This window comes from Stenotrophomonas sp. ATs4 (genome assembly GCF_051861585.1).
In the GTDB taxonomy this organism is placed as follows: domain Bacteria; phylum Pseudomonadota; class Gammaproteobacteria; order Xanthomonadales; family Xanthomonadaceae; genus Stenotrophomonas; species Stenotrophomonas maltophilia_AS.
Map to the genome: position 1 here is coordinate 1 of NZ_JBLYPK010000017.1, position 24,336 is coordinate 24,336.

Here is a 24,336-nt window from a genome sequence, read left to right on the forward strand (position 1 = left end):
TTGAGCGTGTCGACCAAGGTCGACACCTACCAGGCGGTGTGTAGCGCCGGGCCATGCCGACCGCTGTTGGTGGATGCCGACCTTGGTCGGCGCTTGAGCGTGTCGACCAAGGTCGACACCTACCAGGCGGGATGTAGCGCCGGGCCATGCCCGACCGCTGTTGGTAGAGGCCGACCTTGGTCGGCGTTTGAGCGTGTCGACCAAGGTCGACACCTACCAGGCGGTGTGTAGCGGCGGGCCATGCTCGACCGCTGTTGGTGGATGCCGACCTTGGTCGGCGCTTGAGCGTGTCGACCAAGGTCGACACCTGCCAGGCGGTGTGTAGCGCCGGGCCATGCCCGGCGGATCGCGGCGTCAGTTGCGCCGCGGGTCCAGCGAGATCAGGCGCGTGGCATCCAGCAGCGCGGCCGGCAGGTGCATGCCGCCGGGCGCGGCCAGATAGCGTGGCCGCCATTGCGGATCGAACTTCGACTTGAAACGGCGCAGGCCACTGAACCCGTAGAAGCGCTCGCCATGCCGCGCCAGCAGGCCGGCCAAGCGGTTCCAGCGACCGGCCAGCCGGTGCTGCGCCAGCCCGGACAACGGCGCCATGCCCAGCGAGAAGCGTGCATAGCCCTGGGCGCGGCCCCACAGGAACAGCTCGATGAAGAGGAAGTCCATCGTGCCCTTCGGCGCTTCGTTGACGTGGCGCATCAGGTCCACCGACAGCTCCGCACCGGCCGGTGCCTGCCACAGGTTGGCGAACGCCACGATCTGGCCTTCGGCCTCGACCAGCGCCACCGGGAAGCGCACCAGGTAATCCGGGTCGTAGCTACCCAGCGAGAAGCCCTTCTCATCGCCAGACTTGTCTTCCAGCCATGCATTGGAAATTGCATGCAGGCGCGGCAGCAGGCTGGGAATTTCTTCCACCGACGCCACGCGGAATGACAGGCCGCCGCGCTTGCCGCGGTTCCAGGCCTGGCGCAGGTCGGCACGTTCGCGCCCCTCCAGGCCGAAGTCATGCAGCGGCACCATCGCTTCTTCACCCAGCTTGACCAGGCCCAGGCCGAGGTCGAGGTAGGTCTGCCAGTAGGTTTCACCAACCTGGTAGAACACCGGGCGCAGCCCGAGCCGATCTGCTTCTTCGCGGAAGCGCCAGATCAAGGCGCGCGCCACCTCCGGTGGACCGACCGGATCGCCCATCGCGATCAGCGAACCGCCATAGCGCTGCATCATCACGAAGCCCTGCTTGGCATCATCGCGCAGCACCGCCTTGTCGGCCGTCAGCACCAGGCAGGCCTGGGTATCGGTAGCGCCGGCCAGCACCGGTGCCAATGACTGCAGCGTGGCCTCGTCGGCGGGTTGCAGTGGGCTGCGCGTGCTGTGCAGCAACCGCGCCAGGCCAAACATCACCAGCGCGATGGCTACCACCAGCAATGCACGCAGCGCGCGCGGTGCATTGCCCGACACCGCGAACTGCCACCACAGCTCGTTCTGGTATTCGACGTGGCTGTAGGTAAAGAACAGCAGCCAGGTGACCGCCACCAGCACCAGGCCGAGGTTGCGCAGCCACGGCCAGGACCAGGCTTCGTCCAGCAAGGCACCCTGGCGGTAGAACTCGCGGCGTGCGGCCCACAGCGCCATCGCCACCAGCAGCGCAGATACGGCGATCAGCAGTTGGCCTCCGCGCAGCCACAACGGCAGCGGAGTGATCACGCATACCGCCATCGCCAGCATCCACGCAGCATGGCTGCGCCGCGCCAGGCCCTGGCCGATCAGCAGCAGCGCAACGCCGCTGAGACTGCCGATCAGGTGTGAGGTCTCCAGGATCGGCAGCGAGGCACCGACCAGGTGACGGCGTGGTGTTGGCAGCGTGCCATCGATGACCAGCGCGGCACCGATGCTGAACACCGCCAGCGCAATGATCTGCGGCAGCCACGGGCGCAGTGCGTTCCAGCCGGCGCGGGTTGCCCCGGCACTGGCCTGCAGCGGTTGCCGCAGCGCTGGCGCGAGGGCAAGCAGGGTGGCCAGCACCAGCGGCAGCACGTAGTAGGTGACGCGGTAGATCAGCGCCGCGGCCAGCACCGCCGCGGGTGCCACCTGTGGCAGCAGCTTCAGCAGGCTCCACTCGAACACGCCCAGGCCCGCCGGTACGGTCGAGACCAGGCCTGCCAGCACCGCCACCAGGTACAGGCCGACGAAGCCGGGCAGGCCGGTGGGCGTGGAGTCGGGCAGCAGCACATAGAACGCAGCACTGGCCAGCACCAGTTCGATGACGCTGAGCACGGTGACGCCGAGCATGGTGCGGCGGTCGGGCAGCCACAGTGCATGGCCGAACACGCTGAACTGCCGTCCCTCGCGGCCGACCAGCAGCACGGTGCCCAGGAATGCGAGCAAGGCGACGATGCCGACCACGCGCACCGCATCCGGATTCAACGGTAATGCCAGCGCCGCCGCTGCCGGCTCCATGCACAGGGCCACGCTGATCAACAGCCATGCACCGAATACGAAGCCGAGCGTGCTCATCAGCACCACCTGGCCGATCTGCGCCAGGTCCAGGCCAGCGCTGCGGTAGCCGCGCAGACGTACCGCGCCGCCGGTCAATGCGGCAAAGCCCACGGTCTGGCCCAGCGTATGCGCCAGGAAAGCGGTGATGCCGATGCGTGCCGGATGCACGCGGATGCCGCTGCGGCGAAGACCGATGGCGTCGAAGCCGATCAGACAGGCATAGCTGGCCAGGCCGAGCACCACGGTTAGTGCGATCTGGGTGCCACTGAGCTGGCGGAAGGCCTGGCGGATCGCACGGTAGCCGTGCTCGTCGAACTCACCGGCCAGGCCATGCAGGGCCAGTGCCAGGATCAGCAGCGGGATGACAATGGTGGCGACTCGCTTCCAGGCGGGCGTGGAAGCGGCTGCAGCGGAATCGGTAGGGGCGGTCATCGGCGCAAGGGTGCGGCAGGAAGGGCGAGGGCGGTGTCAACGCGGGCGTGGCGCATCGTGCGCCTGTCACCGGCATTTGACCAGCGGAACTGTCGCGGCCTGGCAGTGACATCGCGCGCAGGGCACCCATGCCCCCACCACTGGCCGGTTTGGAGGACAATGCAGGCCTGATCACCCGCAGGAGCCACGCCCATGATGGAGCGTTACGACGTCGGACCGCGCATGTCCGAAATGACCGTGTACAACAAGGTCGCCTATCTCTCCGGCCAGATTCCGGAAGACACCAGCCAGGACATCACCGGCCAGACCCGGCAGGTGCTGGCGGAAATCGACAAGCTGCTGGCGCTGGTGGCCAGTGATCGCCAGCACGTGCTGCGTGCGGAAGTCTTCCTCGCCGACATCGCCGATTTCGATGGCATGAACAAGGCGTGGGACGAGTGGGTGGTCGAGGGCGCGACCCCGGCCCGCGCAACGTTCGAAGCCAAGCTGGCCCACGCCGAGTGGAAGGTCGAGATCGTAGTGACGGCAGCCGTGCCGTAACCGTCGTGCGGGGTCAGATCCCTTTTCCTCTGGAAAAGTCATCTGACCCCGTTACAGCTGCAGCAGCTCGATGCAGTCCACCGGGCACGGCGGGATGCACAGTTCGCAGCCGGTGCACAGATCGGCAATCACGGTGTGCATGTACTTGGCGCCGCCGACGATGGCATCCACCGGACAGGCCTGGATGCATTTGGTGCAGCCGATGCAGTCGGCTTCCACGATCGACGCCACCTGCGGCGCCTTGTGCTCACCGCGCGATCGGTCGAACGGAATGGCCTGTACGCCCAATACCTGCGCCAGTGCACGCGCTCCGGCATCGCCACCGGGCGGGCAGCGGTCCACGCCCACCTCGCCACATGCCATCGCCTGCGCGTACGGGCGGCAGCCGTCGTAGCCGCATTGCCCGCATTGGGTCTGCGGCAACAGGCGGTCGAGGCGTTCGGTCAGGGGCGGAATCAGGCTCATGCGTGGCGAAGGCTGCGCGTTGGGTTACTTCAGGGGTTTGCCACGGAACCAGCGCTCGTGGGCCAGTGCCAGCATCGGCTTGTCTTCGGAACTGTCACCGTAGGCATGGATGCGCACGTAGCGCGACAGATCGAACTGGCGGCGGATGTGATCGACCTTGCGCGGGCCGCAATCACCATCAGCATAGCGACCGGTCAGGCGGCCGTCCTGGCTTTCCAGCCGGTTGCAGATCAACTGCAGGCCCAGCTGTTCGCACCACGGCCGCAGGTACAGGTCCAGCGAGCCGGACACGATCACCACGGTGTGCTGCTGTTCCTTGTGCCAGCGGATCTGCTCCAGCATTTCCGGGCGCACCACGTCGGGCAGGAACTCACGCGAGAAGCCGGCCGCCAGCGTGGCGATGTCATCGCTGTGGCGGTCGCGGAACGTCAGGCGGGTGACGCGTGCGCGGATGCGTTCGGCCGAGATCAGTTTCAGCTTGTACGCGGCCAGCCATGGGCCGATCTTCCACCACGCCTGCGCCAGTTGTTCGGCGGTGGCCACGCGGCGCAGGAAACGGCCATAGGTATCGCAGGTGGTCACGGTGTGGTCGAAGTCGAACAGCGCCAGTTCCATTCCGTTGCTTCCCATCGCGTTGCCTCCGGTGGCCGGTGCTGTCGGCGGGCGCTGCCGTGGCCACGCCCGCTGCAGGCATCAGCGGACCGGCATGCCCGGCTGCGCGCCGCTGTCGGCGTCCAGCAGCGCCAGTGCGCCGCCGTCGAAACCGGCCGACAGGATCATGCCTTCGCTCAGGCCGAAGCGCATCTTGCGCGGGGCCAGGTTGGCGATGAACACCACGCTGCGGCCGACCAGCTTTTCCGGCTCGGCATAACTGGCGCGGATGCCGGAGAAGATCTGGCGCTTGCCCAGCTCGCCGGCGTCCAGTTCGAAACGCAGCAGCTTGTCCGAACCTTCCACGAACTCGCACACCAGCACCTTGCCGATGCGCAGGTCGAGCTTGGCGAAGTCGTCGATGCCGATGTAGGCCGGGGCGTCGGCGCCCTTGGTTTCGTCCTTGGCCGGTGCCGGTGCGGCCGGCTTGACCGCTTCGGTCTTGGCGGCGGGAGCGGCAGCGGCGGCCGGCTGCAGGGTGTCCTTGGAGGCGTCGATCATGGCGTCAATCTTCTTCGGGTCGATACGGGTGAACAGCGGGGTGTAATCGGTGATGTGGTGGCCGAGCAGCGGCTGCGCCAGTTCGGTCCAGTCGTTCACCGGCGCGGCCAGGAAGGCCTCGGCCTGTGCGGCGGTGGCCGGCAGCACCGGCTTCAGGGCGGTGACCAGCACGCGGAACAGGTTCAGGCCCTGGCTGCACACGGCCTGCAGCTGTGCGTCGGCGCCTTCCTGCTTGGCGATGACCCACGGCTTCACATCATCGATGTAGCGGTTGGCTTCATCGGCCAGGGTCATGGTCAGGCGGATCGCCGCAGCCGGGTCGTTGCGCTCGTAGGCTTCACGGATGGGCGCCAGACCATCGACGAAGCGCTGGTATTGCGCCGCATCGGGCAGCTGTGCGGCCAGCAGGCCGTCGAACCGCTTGCTGATGAAGCCGGCGCAGCGGCTGGCCAGGTTGACGAATTTTCCGACCAGGTCGGCGTTGACGCGGGCGATGAAGTCACCCAGGTTCAGGTCAAGATCGTCAACACCACCACCGGACTTGGCGGCGAAGTAGTAGCGCAGTGCCTCCGGTTCCAGGCCGGCATCGAGGAAGGTCCGGGCCATCACGAAGGTGCCGCGCGACTTGCTCATCTTGGCGCCGTCCACGGTCAGGTAACCGTTGACGTGCAGGCGGGTCGGCGCGCGGTGGCCGGTGCCGTGCAGCACCGCCGGCCAGAAAAGGCCATGGAAGTTGACGATGTCCTTGCCAAGGAAGTGGTGCAGCTCGGTGCTGGTGCCGGCGCGCAGATGCGCCTCGAAGTCTTCGCCGATCTTCCCGCACAGGGTCTGGAAGCTGGACAGATAGCCGATCGGCGCATCCAGCCAGACGTAGAAGTACTTGCCCGGCTGGCCGGGAATCTCGAAACCGAAGTACGGCGCATCGCGTGAGATGTCCCATGCGCGCAGGCCACCTTCGGCATTGAGCCATTCACCGAGCTTGGCCTTCACGCCGGGCAGGGCGACGTCGCCCGCCAGCCAGTCGCGCAGGAAGCCATCGAAGTGGCCGACCTCGAAGAAGAAGTGCTCCGAATCGCGCATTTCAGGCGTGGCACCGGAGATGACCGAACGCGGCTCCTTCAGGTCGGTCGGCGCGTAGGTGGCACCGCAGACTTCGCAGTTGTCGCCGTACTGGTCGGCGCTGCCGCAGTTGGGGCAGATGCCCTTGACGTAGCGGTCGGGCAGGAACATGCCCTTGGCCGGGTCGTAGAACTGCGCCACCGAACGGCGGCTGATGTGGCCAGCTGCTTCCAGCTTCAGGTAGAACTGCTCGGTCAGCGCCTTGTTGGCCGCCGAGTTGGTCGAGTCGTAATGGTCGAAGGCGACGCCAAAGGCAGCGAAATCGCGCTCGTGGCTGGCCTGGATGTTGGCGATGAAGGTTTCCGGGGTGACCCCGGCCTTCTCGGCCGCCAGCATGATCGGGGTGCCGTGGGTATCGTCGGCGCACACGAACCAGGCCTTGCCGCCGCTCATTCGACGCGCGCGCACCCAGATGTCAGCCTGGATGTAGCCGACCAGATGGCCCAGGTGCAGCGGGCCGTTGGCATAGGGCAGGGCGGTGGTGACGAGCGCGGTACGGGTCATGGTCACGGGGTGAAGCCGAGGGGACCGGGGATTATCGCATGCCCGCAACGCAGTGACCCGGCCGGGGCCGGGTCACGAGGGGCTGCCGTGGGCCTGGGGCTTATTCGCGCTGCCAGGTCTGTGCGCGGCAGATGAAGGCGATGCAGCCGGACACGTCCAGCTTGGTGCCGCCGGCCTGCAGTTCCATCTTCGACTTGTAGGTCTTGCCGTTGGCCGGGTCGAGGATGGTGCCGCCGGACCACTTGTTGGCGCCATCGGCCTTCAGGTTCCAGAGGATGGTCATGCCCTTGACCGGCTTGTTCTTGTTGGCGCCTTCACATCCGTCGCAGACCGGGTTCGGGCCCTTGTCCGAGTGCAGGATGTCGACCACCTTGCCGGACAGCGTGCCGTTGGCGGCCTGGGTGATTTCGACGATCGACTTCACCTTGCCGGTCTTGTCGTCGATGGTCTTCCAGCGGCCGGCGGCGCCGTCGGCAGCCTGTGCCGACAGGGCGGCCAGGCACAGCGGCAACGCCAGCAGCAGGGTCTTGAAGGTCTTGCGCATGGTCCCCTCCCAGGGTTCATTCCGGCACGGTGCCGGTATGGATCGACTGTATACCCATTCGGCGGGGTATGGGGAAGGGGGCTTTGCAGGGCTGCGCCCTGCACCTGCAGAGGCAACAGCAACGGCAGCGGCGGGATTCCCTAGGATGGCGGGGCGGTGTGGGTGGGCAGGACACGCCGTAAACCCATCCCTGGGGGCTCGATGGCGCCATCCATGGCGCCAACGGTCCTGCCCACCCACACCGCCCCACCTCTGACAGGTTTCTGCGGCTGTTGGTAGGTGTCGACCTTGGTCGACACGGTAGATCCACGCCATGCGTGGATACGACATACCGCGGGAATGCGGGGTCAGATCCCTTTTCCAGCGGAAAAGGGATCTGACCCCGGAGCAGTCAACCGACTTCGTACAGCTCCAGCGGCAGGTCGTCGGGGTCGGCGAAGAAGGTGAAGCGGCGGCCGGTGTATTCGTCCACGCGGATCGGTTCGCACGCGACACCATGTGCGGCCAGGCGCTGGATGAAGGGTTCCAGTGCAGCCACCCGGAAGGCGAGGTGGCGCAGGCCCTGGGCTTCCGGGCGGCTGGGACGGGCGGGCGGCGATGGGAAGGAGAACAGTTCCAGTTGGCTTCCGTCGGGCAGGGCCAGATCCAGCTTCCAGGAATCGCGTGCGGCGCGGTGGTTCTCGGCCAGTACGCGCAGGCCGAGGATGCGCACGTAGAAATCCTTGGAGCGCGCATAGTCGCTGCAGATCAGTGCGGCGTGATGGATGCCCAGCAGGGCGTCGGCATCGGAAGTCATTGCAGGGTGTCCAGCCAGCGCTGGGCGATCTTCTGCGCCAGCGGATAGGGTTCGGGATCGTTGCGGTTGGTCAGCACGATCACGGTCAGGTGTTTTTCCGGGTGGCGCACGATCACGTTGCGGAAGCCGGTGCTCTCGCCGCTGTGCCATTGCACCGGGCCATTCAGGCGCCAGCCGAAGCCGTAGTGCGGCACGTCGGCTTCGGACGTCGATGTGGCCGGGCTGAACATTGCACGGCGCGAGGCCTTCGACAGCAGGCGGTCGTCATACAGCGCTGCATCCCAGCGGGCCAGATCATCCAGCGAGGAGTAGATGCCGCCATCGCCGAGCACGGCGCTGGTGGTGCTTTGATCGGTGCGCTGCCAGTGGCCATCGATGCGGCTGTAGCCATAGGCGCGCGCGTCGACCGTGTCGACGCCGTCCTGGTGGGCCACGGTGTGGGCCATGCCCAGCGGGCGGAAGATGCGCTGCTGCAGGAAGGTGGCGAATTCCTGGCCGGAAGCGCGGCCGACGATCAGCGCCAGCAGCGCATAGCCGCTGTTGCTGTAGCGATACTGCGTGCTGGGTGCGAAATTCAGACGGTCCTGGTGCGACAGCAGGGCCAGCACGTCGGCGTCGTGCACCTGCCGAGGATCAGCCGGATCCATCAGGTCTTCGTAGTCGAGCAGGCCGCTGGTGTGCGAGAGCAGCTGCCGGATCGTGATGGTCGCGGCGGACGAGGGCAGTTCGGGCAGCCAGCGCCGGGCCGGCTGATCCAGCCCCAGACGGCCGTCCTCCACCAGCAGCAGCACCGCCGCGGCGGTGAACTGCTTGCTGACCGAGGCCAGCCGGAAGTTGCTGGCCGCGGTGACCGCAGTACCGTCTTCCACTACCGCCAGGCCGTAGCCGCGGCGGAACACCGGTTGCCCGTCGTGCAGTACCAGTACCGCAGCACCGGGTACCTGGCCGTCGTAGGCCTGCATCAGGCCGTCGATGCCCGCATCCGGTGGGGTCAGCACCGGTGCGGCGGAGCCCGCCACTGGCAGCAGGCCCAGCACGACGGCGAACAGGGCGACGGCAGGGCGCATGGCGGCTCCGGAAGGGTCAGGGTGAAGGGGCCGGTGTGGTGCTGGCCGGCTGCGCCATCCAGCGCTCCATCTTGCGACTCAGCACGTCCAAGGGCATCGACCCGTCCTTCAGCAGTTCGGCGTGGAAACGGCGCAGGTCAAAGGCTGCGCCCTGCTGTGCCTTGGCCTTGTCGCGCAGGGCCACGATGGTGGTCAGGCCGGCCACGTTGGACAGCGCCTGGCCGGGCTGGGCCATGATCCGCTCGACTTCGGCGTTGGCGTCGTCGCTGCTCATGTCCACGGTTTTCTGCAGGTAGGCCACCGCCTGCTGCTTGCTCCAGCCCTGCGCGTTCACGCCGGTATCGGCCACCACGCGGGCGGCACGCAGCAGGCGCGAATACAGGTAGCCGATGCGGTCGTAGGGATCGGTGTAGATGCCGAGGTTCTCGCCCAGCGTTTCGGCATACAGGCCCCACCCTTCGACGAAGGCGAGATCGCCACCCAGGCGGCGGAAGCGCGGCAGCTTGGCCAGTTCCTGCTGCAGGCCCAGCTGCACATGGTGGCCAGGAATGGCTTCATGCAGGTACTGCACCGGCACGCTCCAGCGCTTGCGGCTGGGCAGGTCGCGGGTATTGACGTACAGCAGGCCAGGCTGCCCGGCCGGCGACGGTTGGTAGGCCGCCGCAGCGGAGGTGAGCGCACGGTCAGGTTCCACGGCGCGTACTTCCAGCGTGGACTTGGGCAGGGTATCCAGTACCTGCGGCAGGCGCGCGTTGACCTGCTGCTGCACCTGGCGGTAGCGGTTGATCAATGCGTTGGCGTCGCTGTACTGGAACTGGCGGTCGTTGCGCATGCTGCGCAGCAGCTTGGACGGCGTGCCGCGCAGCTTGGCGTCCTTCATCACCGTGGCAATCTGTGCCTGCAGCTCCTGTACGCGCTGTTCGCCCAGCGCATGCAGCTGCGCGGCGGTCTGCTCGCTGGCGGTGGTCTGCACGATCAGGTTGGCATACCAGGCCTGGCCATCGGGCAATGCGCCCAGGCCGCTGCTGGCACGGGTGGCTGGCAGGTACTCGGTGGCGATGAAGCCGCGCAGGGCACGGTAAGCCGGCATGATGCGAAGTTCGATCATGCGCTTGTATTCGGCACTGATGCGCGCCTTGTCCTCGGCCGCGATGGTGTTCGGCATGGTGCGGATCGGCGACCAGAAGATGCTCTCTTCCGCACTCGGCTTGATCACCGCATCCAGCTGCGGCAGCACCTTTTCCATCAGGTCGCGCGGTTGCACCACGCCGGCCTTCACGCCCTGGCGCATGTTGTCGATGGCCTGGTCGAACAGCTCGGGAATGCCCAGCGAGCGGCGCGACCAGGTGTCGTAGTCCTGCACGGTATTGAACGGCTGTGCGCCGGCGCCGGAGCCGAGGATCGCCATGATGCTGCCGACGTTGTAGTACTGGCTGATCGGCATCATCCAGCTCGGGTAACGCTCGGCGGCCAGCGAGGCGCGCGCATCGCGCACGAAGATCTCGTAGCTGAGCAGGTCCTGGCCCTGCAGGCCGTCATTGCCCAGTTTTTCGACTTTGCCCAACCACTCGGTGGTGAAGTCGTGCGACTGCTGGCGCCAGGTGGCGGACAGGATGTTGGGCAGCTGGTCGTTGTAGCGGGTTTCGCCCTGGAAGGTGGCCTGCAGCGGGTTCAACCGCATCGAGGCATCCCAGTATTCGTCATACAGGCGCTCCAGCTGCACCTGCTTGGGCACGGCACGGGCCGGTGCGACCGGACGCGGCGCAGCGCGGCGCGCCGAACTGCCGCGGGCCGGCGCGGTGGCGCGGGCGGGCCTGGCTTTGGGCTTGGCAGCCTGGCGGGTCTGCGCGGCGGCAGGACGGCTGGCCTTCTTCTTCGCTGCTTCGGCCGGCGGAACGGCGCTGAACAGGAACAACGCGGCAATGGCGGCGGCCAGGACGCGGGGGGAATGCGGCATCAAGAAGCTTCCGTGGAACACAGACCGTGGAGCTTGCACGATCCGCGCGCGTACGGCCAGCGTGAAGGCGCAGTCAGCTTGATGGCGCTGGGGCTTCAGTCAGCCGCGGCGGCGGCACGCAATGCAGCCGCGCGATCGGCGCCCAGATAGCGGGTGATGGCCCGCCGCATCAGGTACAGCAGCGGAATCAGCGCAATCGCAAAACCCATCTTGTAGATGTAGTTGACGCTGCTGACCGCCAGGAACAGCGAGGTTGGCCAATGCTGTGGTCCAAGCACGAAGGCGATCCAGATCACCACGAAGCTGTCCACCACCTGCGAGACCGCTGTCGAGCCGGTCGCACGCAGCCACACATGGCGTTCGCCGGTGGCCTGGCGGATGCGGTGGAACACCGCTACGTCGATCAACTGGCCGAGCAGGAACGCCACCAGCGAACCGGCAATGGTCCACATGCCCTGGCCGAACACCGCCGCGAATGCGGCCTGGTAGTCGGGCACGCCGTGGCCATTCATCGAGGTGACCCACCAGCTGGCCGGTGCCAGCGAAATGGCCGCGAAGGCGAACAGGAAGCCGTAGCCGATCAGCACCACCGCCAGCCACGAGATGAAGCGCACGCCGCGCTTGCCGAAGAACTCGTTGATGGTGTCGGTCATGATGAACACCACCGGCCACAGCAGGGTGCCGGCGGTGAAGCTGAGCGAGCCGGTCTGGCCGAACAGGTTCCAGTTCAGCGGATCGATGCCGAGCGTGTCTTCCAGCGCGAAGATCTTGACCCCGATCAGTTCTGCCAGCACCGCGTTGCCGCAGAAGAACGCGGCCAGCACGATGAACAGCAGGACCGCACGGTCGTGCAGCGGGCGCTCGATCGGCGCCACGGTCATTCGGCGCGATCGCCGGCGCGGGTGAACGGCACGGTGGGTGGCGCAACGGCACCGCCGGAGATGATGAAGCTCATCGCCTGGTCAACGGTCCAGTCGGTTGGAGTGAGCAGTTCGACCGGCACGATTTCCAGATAGCCCGAGGTCGGGTTCGGTGTGGTCGGCACATACACCGCGGCCAGCTCACGGTCGGTGCCGTGTTCCTTGATCACGCGGGTGACCAGGCCCACCGATTTCATGTCGCGGTGCGGGAAGTCGATCAGCACCACGCGCTGGGTGCTGCCCGGTTCGGTCTGCAGCATGTCCAGCAGCTTCTTGGCGCTGTCGTAGATGATGCTGGCCAGCGGAATGCGCTTGATGACCGCACCCACCCAGCGCAGCAGGCGCTGGCCGAGCACGCGGCGGCTGGCCACGCCCACCGCCAGGATCACCAGCAGGGTGGCGAGCAGGGCGATGGTGTCCTGGATCCACTCGGCACGGACCCAACCCAGGTAATGGGGGAAGTTTGTCGCGATCTGCTCGGACAGTGGCACCACCAGCGGGCTGGAAATGCCCGACAGCAGCACGAACACGAATTTGACCACAACCCAGGTCAGCCAGATCGGCAACAGGGTCAGCAGGCCGGTCAGGAACAGGCGCTGCAGGGAGGGGCGGGGGACCAGGGCGGGGGCTTCGAGCGACATGCGCGCATTGTAGCGGTCACTGCCGGTCGATTACGCTGCGAAATCGGCTACGGCAACGGCACATGGAAGGGAAGCTGTGTTGAAGATTCTGCGCGGACTGGGCTGGACCCTGGCAGGCCTGCTGGTGCTGGCCATCGTGGTGTGGTGCGCCTCGCGCATGTGGCCGGTGCCCGAATCGCGGCTGCAGGCGCAGCAGCGGCTGGAGGCGCGCCTGCCGGCCACCGGGCGCAACGGCTACGCATTGCTGTGGACGCTGCGGTATGACGGTCTGGACGCCGGCCAGCGTGAACAGGCATTGGCCGAGGATGTTCGACGCTGGCAGGCCGGTGAAGGTGTTGCAGCACAACCGGATCCGGATGCCGGACCGGTGCCGTTGCACCCGCGGCCGGGTGCTAGCTGCGGACCGACTGCCAGCGACTGCCTCTCCCAGGTGCGTGCCGATCCCAAGCGCTTCGTTGATGCCCACGCCGGCCATGATCGGCTGCATGCGCGGCTGGATCAGCTGGCCACGGCGGACTACTTCCAATCGCCGTTCCCGCCCAGGGGAGATGGCAGCCTGGTGCCGCTGCCGGCCTACGGTCTGATCGTCGATGCCACCAGCGCCCGCGCGCTGGCCTACGCACAGGGCGACATCGATGGTGCCCTGCGTGGCGGCTGCCTTGGGCTGCAGCTTGGCCGGCGGCTGGTGCCCGGAGGCAGCTATCTGGTCGAGAGCATGATCGGCGCCAGCCTGGTCCAGGCCAATGCACAGCTGCTGGCCGACATGCTGGTCGAGCTGCCGGCCGACCATCCCCTGCCAGCCGCGTGCGAGCACGCGATGCAGCCGATGCTGGCCGAGGAGCAGAGCCTGTGCCGTGCGATGCAGGGTGAGTATGCAATGAGCCGGGCAATGATCGATTCCTCCACCCGTGAATTCGGTGGCGTCCTGGTGCTGGACCGCGGCAGTACCCTGGCACGTGTTGCCGGCAATCTTGGCTGGGCCTGTGGTGCCGCCGCGATGGCTGCGCTGGAAGCGGATCGGCCGTTGCCGGTGCAGGCGCCCCTGCAGCGGGATTTTGGTTGCCTGTCCAATGTCATGGGCTGTGTATTGACCGACATCGCGGCACCGATCTATCCGGCATATTCGTCCCGGAGCCAGGACGCTGCAGCGATGCTGCGCCTGCTGGGCGCGCAACGCTGGCTGCGGCAGCAGGCGGGAGATCCGGCCGATGCACTGCAACGGCTGCCGGCGCAGTTCCGCTCGTCGGTGCGTGCACCGCAGCTGTCGGCCGATGGCCGCCGATTGCAGGTGCCACGCCGCTCGGCACTCCGCAGCAATGATGAAAGCGCCTGGCTGTCGGTACCGCTGACCGTAGCTGCGCCTTCAGCCGCTGCACGCGACTGAGGGCAGGTTCAACCGGCGCCGGCCAATGGATCGAACGCCCAGCCGTCGCCGACCGTCTCAAGCGTCCAGCGTCGGCTGCTGCGCAGCGGCTGCCAGCGCACGCGGTCGGTATCGGTCTCGATGTTGCCTTCAACCTGTTTCACCTTGCGGGTGGAGAAGTTGACGCTCAGCGATTCGGTCTGCCCGGAATTGCGCATCACCGAATCGCGGTCGTAGCCGATCAGGGTGAAGGCACCGTCCTGCCAGCGGAAGGTGAAGGCGGTCGTGCCCATCGACCAGCTGCCTGCGCTGGCGAAGGAGAACAAGGCGATCTTCAGTGTGCCGCGCTGGATGCTGACACCTCCGTCTTCGAGCGGATCACTCATTACCGGACTTTCCGGGCGTGGAATCAGCTGATGATCCTGTGTCGCCAGCACGTAGCCGGACGGGCGCGACCATGCCACCGCAAGAATGCGCGGGTTGCTGTCGTACGGCGAGGGGCCGAAGCCATCGTGCTCGATGACGTTGCGCGGGTCCTGCTGGCGCAGCACCAGCACCAGGTCCGCGCGCCCGTCCTGGTCAAGGTCGCCTTCCAGCTCGGATTCCAGCGTCCAGCCATTGGGCACGAAGCCGGCCGCATCGGCTGCCCGCGCCGGCAGTGTGGGGTACTGCACCGGGGGCAGGTCCAGCGCATGGGCTGCGAAGGACAGCGGGGTCAGTAGTGCAGCAAGAGCGAGCGGGCGCATCGGAGCCTCCATGGCGGGGAGGCAGAGAATAGCGCCGATGCTGCCGATCAGCGTGCGTGCGGCTTCAACCGCAGGTAGACCTGCTTGCGCACCTGCGCGACAACCTCGCCACTTTCATCGACGATGTCGTTGCTGAACCAACGCAGGACCTTGTCGCCGCCAGCGGCTTCTGCACGCAGCTCATCCAGCAGCACATCGTCGATGCGGAACGAGGTGCGCACGGTACCGCGGCCGGGCTTGAGGAAATCAATCGCTCCGGCACGATCCCACACGTAGTAATCGCGTCCGAGGATGTGCAGCAGACCAAGCATCCAGAACGGATCGGTCATCGCGAACAGGCTGCCGCCGAAATGCGTACCGACGTAGTTGCGGTTCCAGGGGCGCATGCGCAGTTCGACATCGATCTGCCGGTAGTCCGGCGAGACGCGGGTGACGTGGATGCCGGTGAACAGGAACGGCGGCCAGAGATTGATGCCGAAGCGGAACAGGCGTGCGTTCATGCGGGTCCGGGGGCGCGGGGCGAGGTCTGTAGTCTAACCATTCGCATGCGTATGTTGCACCCCGGTCCGGCGTCCGTGCGATTCGGGCGTGGCCCGGCAAAATGTAGAGTCAAGCTTGCTCGACTGCTTTCAGGGGCAGCAACGAATACGCTCGACGCTATCCGATAGCCTTTTCGGGGTTTTCCGATAGGTACGGCCCGGTCCTGCCTTGTTGCGCGGCTGCGTTGATGGAAGGCCTTCGTGACAATGACCGCAGTGCACTCACGCGCTCAGTTGCCTGGGGGGTGATGCCCGATCATCTGCACTGGGTCATGCAGTTGCATCAGGGAACCCTCGGGCGATGCATGCAGTCACTCAAGTCCAGAGTGGCCATTGCAGTCAATGCGCACTCAGGTGAAGGACGGCCGGTGTGGCAGCGGGGCAACTACGATCATCTGATCCGGAATGAGGAGGATGTTCGGCAACAGTCACTGTATGTAATGGCCAATCCCGTGCGCGCAGGCCTGGTATCGCGGCTGGGAGACTATCCGTTTGCGTGGTGTCGCTGGCCGCTGGAATGAGGTGGACGCAGTCGAGCAAGCTCGACGCTACAGGTGGCATGCATGTCCTGCCTCATGAGCCGTCGACCACGTAACCGTCGCGTCCGTTGGCCTTGGCCTGGTACAGGGCGGTGTCGGCACCTTCCACGAAGTCATGCGGCTGCAGGTCGGCGTCCGGCACGCGGGTGAACACGCCGATGGTGAGAGTGACGCCGGCGTCGCTGCCTTCACCGGGTGCCGGCAGCGCGCGTACGCAGGCGATCAGGTCTTCGATCACCAGGCGCGCACCTTCTGCCGGTGTATCCGGCAGCACCAGCGCGAATTCATCGCCACCATAGCGTGCAGCCATGTCGCGTGGGCGCCGCGCATGTGCACCGATCAGGCGGGCGACATCGCGCAGCACGCGGTCGCCGACCTGATGGCCGTGGCGGTCGTTGTGGCGCTTGAAATGGTCGACGTCGATCAGCGCCAGGCTCAGCGGCTTGCCACTGCGCCGCGCGGCATCGCATTCCTGCTGCAGGGACTGTTCGAAGCGCAGGCGGTTGCCGAGGCCGGTCAGCGCATCGCGGTTGGCCTGGCGGTGCCAGGCCGAGATCCGCCAGGTCGCCCAGGCCAGCAGCACCAGGATGATGCCCAGCATAGCGCTGGCCGGCGCCCACCACAGATCGCAGGTGCGCAGCAGCAGCCAGCTCAGCAGCGGTGCCAGCGGCAGCGAACACAGCGCGGCCAGCCACGGCAGGCGCAGGCCAAGCAGGATCACGCACAGTGCCACCAGCACGCCGCCGATGGCGTGCTGCCAGAGACGGGGCAGCAGGTCGATCTGCTTGTGCTGCAGCACCATCGAGGCAACGTTGGCCTGGTACTCGCTGCCACTCATCCAGAATTCGCGGGTGGTCGGGGTCAGCAGCCGCGGCGCGACACCACTGGCGGTCATGCCCACCACGATGCGGCGGCCATGCAGCATGGCCGTGTCCACGTGGCCGTCAAGCACGTCGGCGTAGGAGACCTGTGGCAGGCGTTCGGGTGGGCCGGCATAGCGCACCCGCACGTAGTCGTCGCGCCGCCATTGATAGGGCGAATTCACGCCCGGATCGGGATCGGGCAGACCACGTACCGCGTCGGGGGGCAGATCCGCCAGGGCCAGCCCGAGTGCAGGCCAATGCGCACGGCCGATGCCTGCGTGCAGGTAGACGCCGCGGGCAACGCCATCACCATCCACTTCGACGTCGGTATGGCCGATCGCCGCCGCGCTGGCTGCGATCCGTGGAATCGGCAGCATCTCCTCCGCCATGCGATCACCGGCTGCTGGCGCCGCCAGTACCGGCAGCACCACCCGGCCGTTGCGCCGGATGGCCGCGGCCAGCTGTTCGTCCTGGCGGCTGTCGCGACGGTCGGGTTCGGACAGCATCAGGTCCAGCGCCACGCGCTCGGCACCGGCGTCGGTCAGGCGATCCAGCAACCGCGCATGGATCGAACGCGGCCAGGGCCATTGGCCGATACGCTGCAGGCTGCCTTCGTCGATGGCCACGATCAATATGCTGGGGTCGGGGCGGTAGTCCCAGTTGCCGACCATGGCGTCATAGGCGGCTTCGTCCTGCCGCCACAGCCATTGGCCCTGGCTGGCGATCACAGTCAAAACACCGGCCAGCAGCGCCAGCAGGATGCGTTTCGACCACGGCAGCGGCGAGCGCCTCATAACAACAGCCACAGCAGCAGGGCGCCACCACCGGCGCCGTAGCACAGGCGGCACGGCAGCTTGATCTGCTGTGCAGGTGAGTATTCACCCGCATGACCGTCGTCATCGATGTACTGCACGCGCACGTGCAGGGTGCCGCTCCAGGGACGCTTGAAACTGACCTGCGGCTCGCTCACGGTCTGATCGACCAAGGGCGCCTTGAAGTCGCCACGACGGTCCACCTGCACCCGGTACGTCTGGCCTTCGCTGCCGGCCTGCCAGCGCAGGGTCAGCTCACCGTGCGCGGCCTCCGGAGGCTGCAGGGCGGGGTCCACCGGTTCGTTGCTCAGTTGCAGGGGCAGCGCCTGGCCGTAACGGCCCTGGTGGCCGTTGCCGTCGCGTGAGGCCACCCGCCAGAAGTACTGCCCCGGTGCCAGCGGCTGCGCCAGGCGCAGGTCGGTGCCGTGGGTGCTCTGTTCCTGCAGCGGTTGCACGAAGCTCGGCTCGGTGGCGATCTGCAGCACGCTGCTGCGCGCGCCCGGCGCCTGGCTCCAACGGAAGCGTGGACGGTCGCTGTTGACGGTCTGACCATGCAGTGGTGCCACGGTCAGTGGCGGCGGCGGCTGATCGCTGAGTTCGAAATCGGCGCTGGCGTCGAGGCCCTCCACACCCTGCGCATCAACCGCGCGCAGCAGCACGCGCAACCGGCCGGGGGGCAGGTCGCCGATCGCCAGCCGGGTGTCGGCGGTGGTGGCGGCAAACAGCAGGATTTCCGGCGTCGCGGCCTGAACCACTTCCACGCGGTAGCGCGCAGCGCCGTCGATGGGGTCCCAGGCAAGCAGGGTCGGCAGGGGCGCCAGACGCACTTCATTGCTGCGCAGCTGCGGTGCCGGCAGCAGCGCGGAGACGGCATCGGGGGCGGCGTCAGCACTGCTGCTGCGGCTGGCCTGCCCGGGCTTGACCAGCTGCCGGCCGTGGCTGTTGCCGACCTGCACCTTGCCCTGCAGGACCTCGGTGGCGGCAACCTGGTCGGTGTCACCGGCACTGACCCGGAACACGGTGCCGCGCACGCTGCTGGTCGCTGTCGGGGCGTCGATGATGTAACGCGATGCCGGGCCGCGGGCCGGGGTCACGCGGTTGCTGGCGCGGCCCTGCTGCAGGCGCAGGCGGGTATCGACCATGCCGGTGTGGCCATAGCGGCTGAGCTGGTCCAGGCGCAGGCGGGAATACTCGCGCAGCTGCAGGCGCGAGGCGTCGGCGAATTCAAGAGTGACGCTGGAGTCGCCTTCGGTCTGGACGGTGTCGCCAATGTGCAATTGCTCGCCGGCCAGAATGGCGCGGGTCGCCCTGCCATCGGCGCCGGACAGTTCGACCTTGCCGCGCACCGACAGCACACGGGCCGGCGCCGGTTCGGTGCGCAGCCAGCTGATCGGGAAACGCAGCAGCTGGCCGGGCGGCAGCTGGTAAGGGTTGTCGATGCGGTTGTGCTGCTGCAGCTGCTGCCAGCGCACCGAGGGCTTCAGGTACACCCCGCCCAGGTCCCACAGGGTATCGCCGGGGCGGACCCGGTAGTTCCAGTCCTGGGCTGCGGCCACAGCCGGCAGCAGGAAGAGGGCGCAGAGCAGTGCGCCCTGGAAGCGCATGGCGAACGACAGCGAGCGGACGAAGGTCACAGTTGGCAATCCCGGCAATGCGGGGGCGCAGCTGCAAGACCCCATGGCCCCGACCTCATCCCCCCGAACGGATCGTGGCGACCGTACGGCCGCCATCCCGCGCATTATTGCCCGCGTTCAGTGCAGGGATTCTGAACGAAGCGCGTTCCCGTTCAGAACAGCAGGGAGGCCATCCGGCGGCGGTATTGGCCGACCAGGTCCTCGTCGGAGATCACATTGAAGGCGTCGATCAGGGCCTTGCGCGGCAGGCCTTCCTCGAAACCACGGTCGATCCGCAGCATTTCCAGGAACTGTTCCAACGCAGCCGCGTCGTGGCCGCCAAGCAGCAGCTGCACGCCGCGCAGGTGGCGGGCCTTGAGGTCTTTGCCGTCGACGGCGATGCGCGCTTCCAGCACTTCGGCGGCCGGGGCGTCCTTCAGTGCCGAGGCGAAGGACAAGCGGGCGCGGCCACGCACAGCGCGATCATCGGTGGCCAGGTTGGCCGGCAGGCCATCGATGAGCCTGCCGGCTTCGTCCACGCCGCCGATCTGCAGCAGGGCCAGGGCCAGGTCCAGCTTCAGCTCGTCCTTGTCCGGCTCGGCGGCGATCTGCGCGCGCAGCACGTCCACCTGTGCCTGCGGGTCCAGCGGCGCTTCATCCTCGGTGACGGTATCGCCGACGTCGGCCGGCACGACACCATGCTGGGCCAGGAATTCGCGCAGCTGGCCTTCCGGGATGGCGCCGGGGAAACCGTCCACCAGCTGGCCACCCTTGACCAGAAACACGGTGGGCACCGAGCGGATCTGGAAAGCGGCGGCGATCTGCTGTTCTGCGTCGACATCGACCTTGGCCAGCTCGAACGCGCCGTTGTATTCGGCGGCCAGCTTTTCCAGCATCGGGCCGAGGGTCTTGCACGGCCCGCACCAGGTTGCCCAGAAATCCACCAGGACGGGGGTCTGCAGCGACTTCTGCAGGACGTCGGCCTCGAAAGTCGCAGTGGTGGCGTCGAATACGTAGGTCGTCTCGGTCATGAGGGAGGCATCGCTTGGCGTCTGGAGACCGATTCTATGGTGACGATCGATGCCGGTCTCAACCCGGGGTGTAGTAAATGCCTGACAATGCAGTCTTCCTGTCGCTGTTGTTTCCGGAGCCTGCATGTCGACCCTGTCCCCATTGCTGCGCCTGTCGGGCCTGATCGCCGCATTGCTGTTCCTGACGGCGGTGCTCGGCTTTGGTGCCGGCCTGGACGGCTACGCGCAGGCGCGCCATCCGGTGGCGCTGCTGGGCGCAGATGGCGTGCCGCATGCGCTGGCCTTCAACCTGCTGGGCTTCGTGCTGCCGGGCCTGCTGGCGGCGTTGGTGGCCGAGCGCCTGCGCCGCCGCCTGCCGGCCACCGCCGGTTGGGCACCGCGGGTCGGCAGCCAGATGCTGCTGTTGGCGGGCCTGGCGTTTGCCGCGATGGGCCTGCTGCCGCTGGATGTGGACGACCTGCATGGGCCGGCCAGCCAGCTGCACGCCAGCGCCTGGATGATATGGGTGCTGGGCTTCGTCGCCGGTACCCTGCTGCTGGGCATGTTCCAGTTGCGCCAGGTGCAGGGGCGCGCGCTGGGCGGGCTGGCCATCGCCTGCGGCGTATTGGCGGCCCTGGCGGCCTTCGCCCTGCAGGGCGTGCTGCCGGCACCGCTGGCGCAGCGGGTGGCCTTTGCCTGCTGGGCGGGCTGGCTGGCGCTGGCCCTGCCGCTGTCGCGGGCACGCTGAGACAGGTTCCGGGCGCTGGCGGCGCCTGCGCCTGGCGGGCAGGATTGGAGCCATTTGCCGCACTGCGGTACGCTGTACCGCTTTGCCGCCGCAACCGCGTGTTACATGACCAGCGCCGAACCCAACGTTTACGATCCGCAGCAGGTTGAATCCGCCGCCCAGCAGTACTGGGATGCCACCCGTGCCTTCGAGGTCGATGAAGCCTCGGACAAGCCGAAGTACTACTGCCTGTCGATGCTTCCGTACCCGTCCGGCGCGCTGCACATGGGGCATGTTCGCAACTACACGATCGGCGACGTGATCAGCCGCTACAAGCGCATGACCGGCCACAACGTGCTGCAGCCCATGGGCTGGGACGCATTCGGCCTGCCGGCGGAAAACGCTGCGATCAAGAACAAGACCGCGCCGGCGGCGTGGACCTACAAGAACATCGACCATATGCGCACCCAGCTGAAATCGCTGGGCTACGCCATCGACTGGTCGCGCGAATTCGCAACGTGCCGCCCGGATTACTACGTCCACGAGCAGCGCATGTTCACCCGCCTGATGCGCAAGGGCCTGGCCTACCGCCGCAACGCGGTGGTGAACTGGGACCCGGTCGACCAGACCGTGCTGGCCAACGAGCAGGTCATTGACGGCCGCGGCTGGCGCTCCGGTGCGCTGGTCGAGAAGCGCGAGATCCCGCAGTGGTTCCTGCGCATCACCGACTACGCCCAGGAACTGCTGGACGGCCTGGACGAGCTGGACGGCTGGCCAGAATCGGTCAAGACCATGCAACGCAACTGGATCGGCCGTTCCGAGGGCCTGGAAATCCAGTTCGACGTGCGTGATGTCGACGGCAGCGCGCTGGACCCGCTGCGCGTGTTCACCACCCGCCCGGACACGGTGATGGGCGTGACCTTCGTGTCGATTGCCGCCGAGCATCCGCTGGCGCTGCACGCAGCGAAGAACAACCCCGACCTGGCGGCCATGCTGGCCGACCTGAAGCAGGGCGGTGTGTCCGAGGCCGAGCTGGAAACCCAGGAAAAGCGCGGCATGGATACCGGCCTGCGCGCCGTCCATCCGGTTACCGGCGAGCAGGTGCCGGTGTGGGTCGCCAACTTCGTGCTGATGGGCTACGGCACCGGTGCAGTGATGGCCGTTCCCGGCCATGACCAGCGCGACAACGAAGTGGCCAACAAGTATGGTCTGCCGATCGTGCAGGTCATCGCGCTGAAGGATCCGCGCACCGAAGAAGAGCGCACCTGGGACGCCACCCGCTGGCAGGACTGGTACAGCGACAAGAGCCGTGCTTTCGAACTGGTGAACTCGGCCGAGTTCGATGGCCTTGATTTCCAGGGGGCCTTCGAAGCCCTGGCCGAACGTTTCGAGCGCAAGGCGCAGGGCCAGCGCCGCGTCAACTACCGCCTGCGCGACTGGGGCGTGAGCCGCCAGCGTTACTGGGGCTGCCCGATTCCGGTGATCTACTGCGCCAAGTGCGGCGCGGTGCCGGTGCCGGAAGAACAGCTGCCGGTGGTGCTGCCGGAGGACGTGGCGTTCGCCGGTACCGGTTCGCCGATCAAGACCGATCCGGAATGGCGCAAGACCACCTGCCCGGACTGCGGTGGCGCTGCCGAGCGCGAGACCGACACTTTCGACACCTTCATGGAGTCGAGCTGGTACTACGCCCGTTACACCTCGCCGGGTGCCCGCGATGCGGTCGACAAGCGCGGCAACTACTGGCTGCCGGTGGACCAGTACATCGGTGGCATCGAGCACGCGATCCTGCACCTGATGTATTTCCGCTTCTACCACAAGCTGCTGCGCGACGCGCGGATGGTGGACAGCAACGAGCCGGCGCGCAACCTGCTGTGCCAGGGCATGGTGATCGCTGAAACCTATTACCGCCCGAACCCGGACGGCTCGAAGGACTGGATCAACCCGGCCGACGTGGACGTGCAGCGCGACGAGCGTGGGCGCATCACCGGTGCCACGCTGATCGCTGACGGCCAGCCGGTGGTGGTTGGCGGCACCGAGAAGATGTCCAAGTCGAAGAACAACGGCGTGGACCCGCAGGCGATGGTCGGCAAGTACGGCGCCGACACCGTCCGCCTGTTCTCGATGTTCGCCGCGCCGCCGGAACAGTCGCTGGAGTGGAACGAAGCCGGCGTGGACGGCATGGCCCGTTTCCTGCGCCGCCTGTGGGCCCAGGTGCAGAAGCACGCTGCCGACGGTGCCGCCCCGGCGCTGGACGTGGCCGCGCTGGACGCCAATCAGAAAGCACTGCGCCGCAAGACCCACGAGACCATCGGCAAGGTCGGTGACGACTACGGCCGCCGCCACAGCTTCAACACTGCCATCGCTGCGGTGATGGAACTGATGAACGCGCTGGCCAAGTTCGAGGATGGCAGCGAGCAGGGCCGTGCGGTGCGCCAGGAAGCGCTGCAGGCCATCGTGCTGCTGCTCAACCCGATCACCCCGCACGCCAGCCACACGCTGTGGCAGGTGCTGGGCCATGGCGAAACGCTGCTGGAAGACCAGCCGTTCCCGCAGGCCGACGCTGCGGCGCTGGTACGCGATGCGCTGACCCTGGCCGTGCAGGTCAACGGCAAACTGCGCGGCACCATCGACGTGGCGGCCGACGCTGCGCGCGAACAGGTCGAGGCGCTGGCGCTGGCCGAGCCGAACGCGGCCAAGTTCATGGAAGGCCTGACGGTGCGCAAGATCATCATCGTCCCGGGCAAGATCGTGAACATCGTCGTCGCCTGATGTGCCAGACACCGGCCGCCCTCCCAGGGTGGCCGGTGCTCTCCCCGGTGCAGGGCCAGGCGCTTGATGGCCCTGCATTCACGCGGCATCGGGCACGCTGCGTGTTGCCGTGATCGCCCGGCTCCGCCAGACTGTCTCCATGACCCGAATCCTGCTTGCCCTCGTTCTTGCCCTCGGCCTTGCCGGCTGCGGTTTCCACCTGCGCAACAAGCTGATGCTGCCGACCAACACGGCACCGGTGAAGGTGGTCTCCACCGCGCCGTACAGTGAACTGGTCAAGCTGCTCAACCGCAGCCTGCTGGCCTCCGGCGCCAGGCTGGCCGATGAGGACAGCAAGCAGCCCAGTGCCCAGCTGCAGGTGCTGTCCGAGCGCTGGGGCGACCTGCCGATCGCCATCGATTCGCAGGGCCGTGCACAGGAATACAGCCTGCGCTACGCAGTGATCTTCATCTTCCGCCGCGAGGATGGCAGCGAGCTGGTACCGCAGCAGGTGATCGAGCTGTCGCGTGACTACGTGTCGCCGCCTACCGACGCCACCGGTACCACCACCGAACGCGAAATCCTGGCCAATGAGCTGCGCCGCGAGATGTCGGCTTCGATCATTCGCCGCATCGACAGTGTGGTCCGCGCCGAGATCGAGAAGGGGGGCAGCCTGTCGGCACCGAAGACCACGCCGGTCGAAGATGCGGTACCGGCCGAGCCGGCCCCTGCAGTGAAGCACTGAGCCGCGA

Annotated in this window: 21 protein-coding genes; 6 read left to right on the forward strand and 15 right to left on the reverse strand. The window is 67.1% G+C overall.

Going from position 1 to position 24,336, the window contains the following annotated elements:
• Positions 1-354 precede the first annotated feature (354 nt).
• Positions 355-2,919 (reverse strand): bifunctional lysylphosphatidylglycerol flippase/synthetase MprF, encoded by a 2,565-nt coding sequence (gene mprF / locus ABR323_RS21145; RefSeq protein WP_439450716.1) that lies wholly within the window; start codon positions 2,917-2,919, stop codon positions 355-357.
• Between the two features lie 192 nt (positions 2,920-3,111).
• Here mprF and ABR323_RS21150 point away from each other — a divergent pair, with 192 nt between their 5' ends.
• Positions 3,112-3,459 carry a RidA family protein gene (locus ABR323_RS21150; RefSeq protein ID WP_005418155.1) on the forward strand — a complete coding sequence of 116 codons (348 nt, stop codon included), beginning with the start codon at positions 3,112-3,114 and terminating at the stop codon, positions 3,457-3,459.
• Between the two features lie 51 nt (positions 3,460-3,510).
• Here ABR323_RS21150 and rnfB read toward each other — a convergent pair whose 3' ends face one another.
• The 9 genes from rnfB to ABR323_RS21195 form a co-directional block, all read right to left on the reverse strand.
• Positions 3,511-3,924, reverse strand: coding sequence for an Rnf electron transport complex subunit RnfB (gene rnfB, locus ABR323_RS21155; protein ID WP_439450717.1), 414 nt, complete (start codon positions 3,922-3,924; stop codon positions 3,511-3,513).
• A 24-nt stretch (positions 3,925-3,948) separates the two neighbouring features.
• Positions 3,949-4,539, reverse strand: coding sequence for an HAD family hydrolase (locus tag ABR323_RS21160; protein ID WP_439450743.1), 591 nt, complete (start codon positions 4,537-4,539; stop codon positions 3,949-3,951).
• Between the two features lie 78 nt (positions 4,540-4,617).
• A complete protein-coding gene (gene metG, locus ABR323_RS21165) occupies positions 4,618-6,699 on the reverse strand; it encodes a methionine--tRNA ligase (RefSeq protein WP_439450718.1) in 2,082 nt (693 codons plus the stop codon).
• A 100-nt stretch (positions 6,700-6,799) separates the two neighbouring features.
• Positions 6,800-7,243 (reverse strand): DUF2147 domain-containing protein, encoded by a 444-nt coding sequence (locus ABR323_RS21170; protein ID WP_046985605.1) that lies wholly within the window; start codon positions 7,241-7,243, stop codon positions 6,800-6,802.
• A 391-nt stretch (positions 7,244-7,634) separates the two neighbouring features.
• A complete protein-coding gene (gene gloA2, locus ABR323_RS21175) occupies positions 7,635-8,039 on the reverse strand; it encodes an SMU1112c/YaeR family gloxylase I-like metalloprotein (RefSeq protein WP_439450719.1) in 405 nt (134 codons plus the stop codon).
• Entirely contained in the window at positions 8,036-9,106 is a 1,071-nt protein-coding gene (locus ABR323_RS21180) for a serine hydrolase domain-containing protein (protein ID WP_439450720.1), read from the reverse strand. The genes gloA2 and ABR323_RS21180 overlap by 4 nt, the downstream gene beginning before the upstream one ends.
• A 16-nt stretch (positions 9,107-9,122) precedes the next feature.
• Positions 9,123-11,063 (reverse strand): DUF885 domain-containing protein, encoded by a 1,941-nt coding sequence (locus tag ABR323_RS21185; RefSeq protein WP_439450721.1) that lies wholly within the window; start codon positions 11,061-11,063, stop codon positions 9,123-9,125.
• A gap of 95 nt (positions 11,064-11,158) precedes the next feature.
• Entirely contained in the window at positions 11,159-11,944 is a 786-nt protein-coding gene (locus tag ABR323_RS21190) for a queuosine precursor transporter (protein ID WP_135274670.1), read from the reverse strand.
• Positions 11,941-12,624 carry a DUF502 domain-containing protein gene (locus ABR323_RS21195; protein WP_006382401.1) on the reverse strand — a complete coding sequence of 228 codons (684 nt, stop codon included), beginning with the start codon at positions 12,622-12,624 and terminating at the stop codon, positions 11,941-11,943. Before ABR323_RS21195 ends, ABR323_RS21190 begins: the two co-directional genes overlap by 4 nt.
• 76 nt (positions 12,625-12,700) lie before the next feature.
• Here ABR323_RS21195 and ABR323_RS21200 point away from each other — a divergent pair, with 76 nt between their 5' ends.
• Entirely contained in the window at positions 12,701-14,008 is a 1,308-nt protein-coding gene (locus tag ABR323_RS21200) for a hypothetical protein (RefSeq protein WP_439450722.1), read from the forward strand.
• Between the two features lie 8 nt (positions 14,009-14,016).
• On the opposite strand, the gene ABR323_RS21205 is transcribed toward ABR323_RS21200, so the two are convergent.
• Both ABR323_RS21205 and ABR323_RS21210 read right to left on the reverse strand, forming a co-directional pair.
• The gene (locus ABR323_RS21205; protein WP_135274668.1) at positions 14,017-14,733 is read right to left on the reverse strand and encodes a hypothetical protein; all 717 of its coding nucleotides are present in this window, start codon (positions 14,731-14,733) and stop codon (positions 14,017-14,019) included.
• Positions 14,734-14,780: 47 nt separating this feature from the next.
• Complete coding sequence (locus ABR323_RS21210; protein WP_135274667.1) at positions 14,781-15,233, reverse strand: DUF4442 domain-containing protein; 453 nt, start codon at positions 15,231-15,233, stop codon at positions 14,781-14,783.
• A gap of 224 nt (positions 15,234-15,457) precedes the next feature.
• On the opposite strand from ABR323_RS21210, the gene ABR323_RS21215 reads away from it, so the two are divergent.
• On the forward strand, positions 15,458-15,793 hold the full coding sequence (locus ABR323_RS21215) for an REP-associated tyrosine transposase (RefSeq protein WP_439450723.1): 336 nt from the start codon (positions 15,458-15,460) through the stop codon (positions 15,791-15,793).
• Between the two features lie 52 nt (positions 15,794-15,845).
• Here the strand turns inward: ABR323_RS21215 and ABR323_RS21220 are convergent, their stop codons facing one another.
• The 3 genes from ABR323_RS21220 to trxA all read right to left on the reverse strand — a co-directional run bounded on the left by ABR323_RS21220 (position 15,846) and on the right by trxA (position 20,130).
• A complete protein-coding gene (locus tag ABR323_RS21220; RefSeq protein ID WP_439450724.1) occupies positions 15,846-17,468 on the reverse strand; it encodes a CHASE2 domain-containing protein in 1,623 nt (540 codons plus the stop codon).
• Positions 17,465-19,165: a FecR domain-containing protein gene (locus ABR323_RS21225; protein ID WP_439450725.1), complete on the reverse strand. Its 1,701-nt coding sequence runs from the start codon at positions 19,163-19,165 to the stop codon at positions 17,465-17,467. Before ABR323_RS21225 ends, ABR323_RS21220 begins: the two co-directional genes overlap by 4 nt.
• Before the next feature lie 107 nt (positions 19,166-19,272).
• Complete coding sequence (gene trxA / locus ABR323_RS21230) at positions 19,273-20,130, reverse strand: thioredoxin (protein WP_439450726.1); 858 nt, start codon at positions 20,128-20,130, stop codon at positions 19,273-19,275.
• 124 nt (positions 20,131-20,254) lie between these two features.
• On the opposite strand from trxA, the gene ABR323_RS21235 reads away from it, so the two are divergent.
• The 3 genes from ABR323_RS21235 (at position 20,255) to ABR323_RS21245 (ending at position 24,329) form a co-directional block, all read left to right on the forward strand.
• Positions 20,255-20,857, forward strand: a complete 603-nt coding sequence (locus ABR323_RS21235; RefSeq protein ID WP_439450727.1) for a DUF998 domain-containing protein — start codon at positions 20,255-20,257, stop codon at positions 20,855-20,857.
• 105 nt (positions 20,858-20,962) lie between these two features.
• On the forward strand, positions 20,963-23,605 hold the full coding sequence (leuS, locus tag ABR323_RS21240; protein ID WP_439450728.1) for a leucine--tRNA ligase: 2,643 nt from the start codon (positions 20,963-20,965) through the stop codon (positions 23,603-23,605).
• Between the two features lie 139 nt (positions 23,606-23,744).
• Entirely contained in the window at positions 23,745-24,329 is a 585-nt protein-coding gene (locus tag ABR323_RS21245) for an LPS-assembly lipoprotein LptE (protein WP_439450729.1), read from the forward strand.
• Positions 24,330-24,336 lie beyond the last annotated feature (7 nt).

What these genes read in the sequence shown, in the direction of transcription:
- mprF (WP_439450716.1), bottom strand. Translation starts at nt 2,919, where the DNA reads ATGACCGCCCCTACCGATTCCGCTGCAGCCGCTTCCACGCCCGCCTGG.
- ABR323_RS21150 (WP_005418155.1), top strand. Translation starts at nt 3,112, where the DNA reads ATGATGGAGCGTTACGACGTCGGACCGCGCATGTCCGAAATGACCGTG.
- rnfB (WP_439450717.1), bottom strand. Translation starts at nt 3,924, where the DNA reads ATGAGCCTGATTCCGCCCCTGACCGAACGCCTCGACCGCCTGTTGCCG.
- ABR323_RS21160 (WP_439450743.1), bottom strand. Translation starts at nt 4,539, where the DNA reads ATGGAACTGGCGCTGTTCGACTTCGACCACACCGTGACCACCTGCGAT.
- metG (WP_439450718.1), bottom strand. Translation starts at nt 6,699, where the DNA reads ATGACCCGTACCGCGCTCGTCACCACCGCCCTGCCCTATGCCAACGGC.
- ABR323_RS21170 (WP_046985605.1), bottom strand. Translation starts at nt 7,243, where the DNA reads ATGCGCAAGACCTTCAAGACCCTGCTGCTGGCGTTGCCGCTGTGCCTG.
- gloA2 (WP_439450719.1), bottom strand. Translation starts at nt 8,039, where the DNA reads ATGACTTCCGATGCCGACGCCCTGCTGGGCATCCATCACGCCGCACTG.
- ABR323_RS21180 (WP_439450720.1), bottom strand. Translation starts at nt 9,106, where the DNA reads ATGCGCCCTGCCGTCGCCCTGTTCGCCGTCGTGCTGGGCCTGCTGCCA.
- ABR323_RS21185 (WP_439450721.1), bottom strand. Translation starts at nt 11,063, where the DNA reads ATGCCGCATTCCCCCCGCGTCCTGGCCGCCGCCATTGCCGCGTTGTTC.
- ABR323_RS21190 (WP_135274670.1), bottom strand. Translation starts at nt 11,944, where the DNA reads ATGACCGTGGCGCCGATCGAGCGCCCGCTGCACGACCGTGCGGTCCTG.
- ABR323_RS21195 (WP_006382401.1), bottom strand. Translation starts at nt 12,624, where the DNA reads ATGTCGCTCGAAGCCCCCGCCCTGGTCCCCCGCCCCTCCCTGCAGCGC.
- ABR323_RS21205 (WP_135274668.1), bottom strand. Translation starts at nt 14,733, where the DNA reads ATGCGCCCGCTCGCTCTTGCTGCACTACTGACCCCGCTGTCCTTCGCA.
- ABR323_RS21210 (WP_135274667.1), bottom strand. Translation starts at nt 15,233, where the DNA reads ATGAACGCACGCCTGTTCCGCTTCGGCATCAATCTCTGGCCGCCGTTC.
- ABR323_RS21220 (WP_439450724.1), bottom strand. Translation starts at nt 17,468, where the DNA reads ATGAGGCGCTCGCCGCTGCCGTGGTCGAAACGCATCCTGCTGGCGCTG.
- ABR323_RS21225 (WP_439450725.1), bottom strand. Translation starts at nt 19,165, where the DNA reads ATGGGGTCTTGCAGCTGCGCCCCCGCATTGCCGGGATTGCCAACTGTG.
- trxA (WP_439450726.1), bottom strand. Translation starts at nt 20,130, where the DNA reads ATGACCGAGACGACCTACGTATTCGACGCCACCACTGCGACTTTCGAG.
- ABR323_RS21235 (WP_439450727.1), top strand. Translation starts at nt 20,255, where the DNA reads ATGTCGACCCTGTCCCCATTGCTGCGCCTGTCGGGCCTGATCGCCGCA.
- leuS (WP_439450728.1), top strand. Translation starts at nt 20,963, where the DNA reads ATGACCAGCGCCGAACCCAACGTTTACGATCCGCAGCAGGTTGAATCC.
- ABR323_RS21245 (WP_439450729.1), top strand. Translation starts at nt 23,745, where the DNA reads ATGACCCGAATCCTGCTTGCCCTCGTTCTTGCCCTCGGCCTTGCCGGC.